The sequence below is a fragment of the Paracoccus sp. S4493 genome (assembly GCF_000967735.1).
Lineage (GTDB): Bacteria > Pseudomonadota > Alphaproteobacteria > Rhodobacterales > Rhodobacteraceae > Paracoccus > Paracoccus marcusii.
Genome location: NZ_JXYF01000135.1, coordinates 1 through 3,633 on the forward strand (window position 1 = coordinate 1; position 3,633 = coordinate 3,633).

General features: G+C 62.8%; 3 protein-coding genes and 2 pseudogenes. 1 reads left to right on the plus strand and 4 read right to left on the minus strand.

What is annotated here, in order from left to right; all coding sequences use genetic code 11:
* Positions 1 to 100: 100 nt before the first annotated feature.
* A pseudogene (locus TW83_RS14885) lies at positions 101 to 348 on the plus strand (transposase); the annotation flags it as partial.
* Between the two features lie 55 nt (positions 349 to 403).
* On the opposite strand, the gene TW83_RS14890 reads toward TW83_RS14885, so the two are convergent.
* The 4 genes and pseudogenes from TW83_RS14890 to TW83_RS14905 form a co-directional block, all read right to left on the minus strand.
* The gene (locus tag TW83_RS14890) at positions 404 to 1,459 is read right to left on the minus strand and encodes an aldo/keto reductase (protein WP_045983561.1); all 1,056 of its coding nucleotides are present in this window, start codon (positions 1,457 to 1,459) and stop codon (positions 404 to 406) included.
* Between the two features lie 21 nt (positions 1,460 to 1,480).
* Positions 1,481 to 2,140 (minus strand): dihydroxyacetone kinase subunit L, encoded by a 660-nt coding sequence (locus tag TW83_RS14895; protein ID WP_045983562.1) that lies wholly within the window; start codon positions 2,138 to 2,140, stop codon positions 1,481 to 1,483.
* A gap of 11 nt (positions 2,141 to 2,151) precedes the next feature.
* Positions 2,152 to 3,150 (minus strand): dihydroxyacetone kinase subunit DhaK, encoded by a 999-nt coding sequence (locus TW83_RS14900; RefSeq protein WP_045983563.1) that lies wholly within the window; start codon positions 3,148 to 3,150, stop codon positions 2,152 to 2,154.
* A 16-nt stretch (positions 3,151 to 3,166) separates the two neighbouring features.
* Positions 3,167 to 3,633, minus strand: a pseudogene (locus tag TW83_RS14905) (ABC transporter permease); the annotation flags it as partial.

The window sequence follows — 3,633 nt, forward strand, 5'->3', positions numbered from 1 at the left end:
CAGATACAGAAGGGTCAGGACCCATTGATCTGAATGAGGCTGTCCTGCCTGCGTGATTCAAGCTCCCGAACTGGAGGAAGTGGAGATGAGCAACCTTTTCCAGGGATACGATGCCGACTGGTCCCGGGACGCGTTGAAAGACAGGGCTATACGCCCCTGCATTCCGGGTCGGAAATCGCGCGTCACAGTCGTCCGCCACGACAAGCGCTGCTAAAAGAGGTGCAGTTGGATCGAGATCATGTTTGGCAGGCTGGAGACTGGCGCCGCATTGCCATCCGCTACGACGGGTGCCCGAAGGTCTTCCATTCCGCCATCGCTCTTGCCGTAACCGTCATGTTCTGGCTTTGACGATCAAACAATCTGCAGCATAGGATCTGGACTTGGCTGGCGATATCGTACCGACTCAGGGGTTTCCAGTTTCCAAGTCGACCGATTTGTCTGCCGGTCCGAACCTGGGCGACGCAAACTGCGACTGGTGCCAAAGCGGATAGATTTGTGGTGGGCGACTGACCGCATTCAGACGTGCCAGGTCGTCTGGCGATAGAGTCAGGTCCAGGGCCCGAAAGTTCGCCTCGAACTGCGCGGTCGAGGTTCCGCCAACAACCAGAGACGCAACGGCGGGTCGCGTCAGCGTCCAGGCCAGGGCGATCTGCGCGGCCTCGACGTCATATGCGGCGGCGATGTCATTCAGGACATCGACGATCCGCCACAGACGCTCCTGATCCCGGATGGGCGGTTCAGACCATCCGCGGTCCTGACGGCTGTCGGGTGCCACAGGCTGCTGCCGCGTGTGCTTTCCGCTGAGAAGGCCCGCCGCCAGCGGGCTCCAGACGGTGACGCCGATGCCTTGGTCCACCGAAAGCGGCAGAAGCTCGTATTCCGCCTCGCGCGCTTCCAGAGTGTAATGAATCTGCTGAGTGACGAAGCGCTGGAAATGGCCGCGGTCGCTGGCCATCAGCGACTTCATGAGGTGCCAACCCGTATAGTTTGAACAACCAGCATAGCGGATCTTGCCCTGCCGTGTCAGGCTGTCCAGCGCCTCCATCGTCTCCTCGACCGGGGTCTGGCCGTCCCATTCGTGGATGTGGTAGATGTCGATATGATCGCGACGCAGCCGCTTCAGCGACCGCTCGCATTCGCGGATCAAGTGCCAGCGGCTGGCGCCCTCGTCGTTCGGCCCGTCCCCGATTCTCATCCGCGCCTTGGAGGAGATCAGGATGTCCGGGTTGCGGTCCGCCAGCACCTCACCTACGATTTCCTCTGATAGGCCTGTCGAATACATGTTTGCGGTGTCGATCAGGTTGACCCCGTGATCGGTGCAGCAATCGATCAGCCGTGCGGCCTCGGTCACGCTCTGGCTGGCGATGGCGGCAAAGGGCCCCCGGCCGCCGAACGAAAAAGTGCCCATGGACAAGGCCGAGACCTTCAGTCCGCTGCGCCCCATGATCCGGTATTTCATGCCGCTCTCCTTGTCTTGAATTCAGGTTCCGACGGGCCGTGCCGCGCCATGGCTGACGAAATCCGCCATCGTATGGATCAGGATGACCGCAACGGTGCTGCCGGCATCCTGGATGCCGCGAGTCTTTTCCTGAAACGCCGCCGCCTTGCCGTGCTGGGCCACCAGGTCCCTGGTCCGCTCCAATGCGTCGACCGCGACGGCATGCGCGTTGTCCAGCGCTGTCGACAGACCGGTGCCCGCCTTGGCATCGGCCTCGACGCTCATGGCGATCGGGTCGAGCACGTCCAGGACCGTCTTGTCGCCCACCTGCGCGCGGCCCCGCTGCGCGACGCCGTCGCGAAACGCCCGCCAGAATAGCGCCATCTGTTCAGTTCTCAGGTCGTCGCAATCCTTGGCCGAGGCCGAACCGCGCAGAAAGCCGGTGGCCATCAGGGTGCCCATCGTCGATGGGGCCGCGCGGGCGATTGCGGCACCGGCTGCCTTCAGCTGTGCTTCGATCGGGGCGTCGCCTAGTTCGGACACCGCTTTGTCGGCGGCGGCGAAGCCTTTGGCCATGGTGAGGCCAAGATCGCTGTCGCCGACCTGTCCGTCCAGTGTTATCAGAGCCTCTTTCTGGTCTGCAAACACTTTGGAAAGGCGTGCGAAAAGTTGCGGAATGTCATGCGCCGTCAGCCTGTCCATCGTCCCCTCCCTCACTGGGCGATATGCTTGAAGAAGGGCGTGTTCGCGCCCATCGCGATCAGCGGCTGCAGTTCGTCGTCCATTTGCAGGACCGATATGGACGCACCCGCCATCTCCATCGACGTGGCGAACTCGCCGATGAAGACATGCCTGATCCGCGCACCAGCCTGATCCAGCACCTGCGCCGTGCGGCGATAGATGACGTAAAGCTCCTCTAGAGGCGTCGCCCCCAGCCCGTTGATCAGCACCGCGACGTCCTTTTCCGTCTCATAGCTCTGTTCGGCGAGTATGCGGGCTATCATCTCATCGACCATCTCGTTCGCGGGTGTCAGTGTCTTGCGGGTGATGCCCGGCTCTCCGTGGATGCCCATGCCGATCTCCATCTCGTCCGCGCCGATCTGAAAGCTGGGCCGACCGACCTCGGGGACGATGCAGGGCGATAGGGCCACGCCGATTGTCCGGGTGCGCGCGCTGGCCTTTTCGGCAAGACGCGCCACCTCGTCCAAGGGCTTCATCGCGGCGGCGGCCCCGGCAGCCTTGTAGGCAAAGAAGATCCCGGCGACCCCCCGCCGCTTGTGTTCCTCGCCCACGACCGAAGACGCGACATCGTCGCGGCCCAGCACGGTCATGGTCCTGATGCCCTCCAGATCGGCCAGCTCCCCAGCCATGTCGAAGTTCATCAGATCGCCGCTGTAGTTACCGTAAAGGTACAGCACCCCCGCGCCCTGGTCGACATGACGGGTCACCTCCAGCACCTGCTCGGATGACGGCGATTGAAACACGCCGCCCACGCCCGCGCCGTCCAGCATGTTTTCGCCCACGTATCCCAAAAACAGCGGCAGGTGGCCCGATCCGCCGCCAGTCACCAGCCCGGCCTTGCCGGGTACCGGATTGGTGCGCACAAAACAGCGCAGGTCGTTGCCTACATGCGTCACCTCGGGATGGGCAAGATAGATGCCCTCCAGCATCTCATCGACGAAGTCTTCAGGATTGTTGAGAAATTTCTTCATTGCTCTACTCCGGGTATCAGGTGGTGGCCTTGCGGTCGCGCAGGACGAAGAACGCGGCGGCCATGAGGATGAAGGCGCCGACGACGACGCGCTGCCAGGTGCTGGGAATGCCGACCAGGACCAGGACGTTGTTTACGACCGTCACCAGAAGGACACCGATCACCGTGCCCAAGACTGACCCAGTGCCGCCGGTGATGCGCGCCCCGCCCAGGATCACGGCCGCGATGACGATGATCTCCGTTCCGGCAAAATCGAACGGATTGGCCATCCGATTGGCTGAGGCCTGGATGACCCCGGCCATGCCCGCCAGCCTGCCTGCGAATGCAAAGGCGAAGACTTGGACCGCGCGGATGTTGTAACCCAGCCTGGCGGCGACATCGGCCTTGCCGCCCACGGCAAAGATGGCGCGGCCCATCAAGGTGCGGTTGAAGACGAACCAAGTCAGGACGGCGGCCAGCGGAAAGCTTAGGCTCCAGACCCATT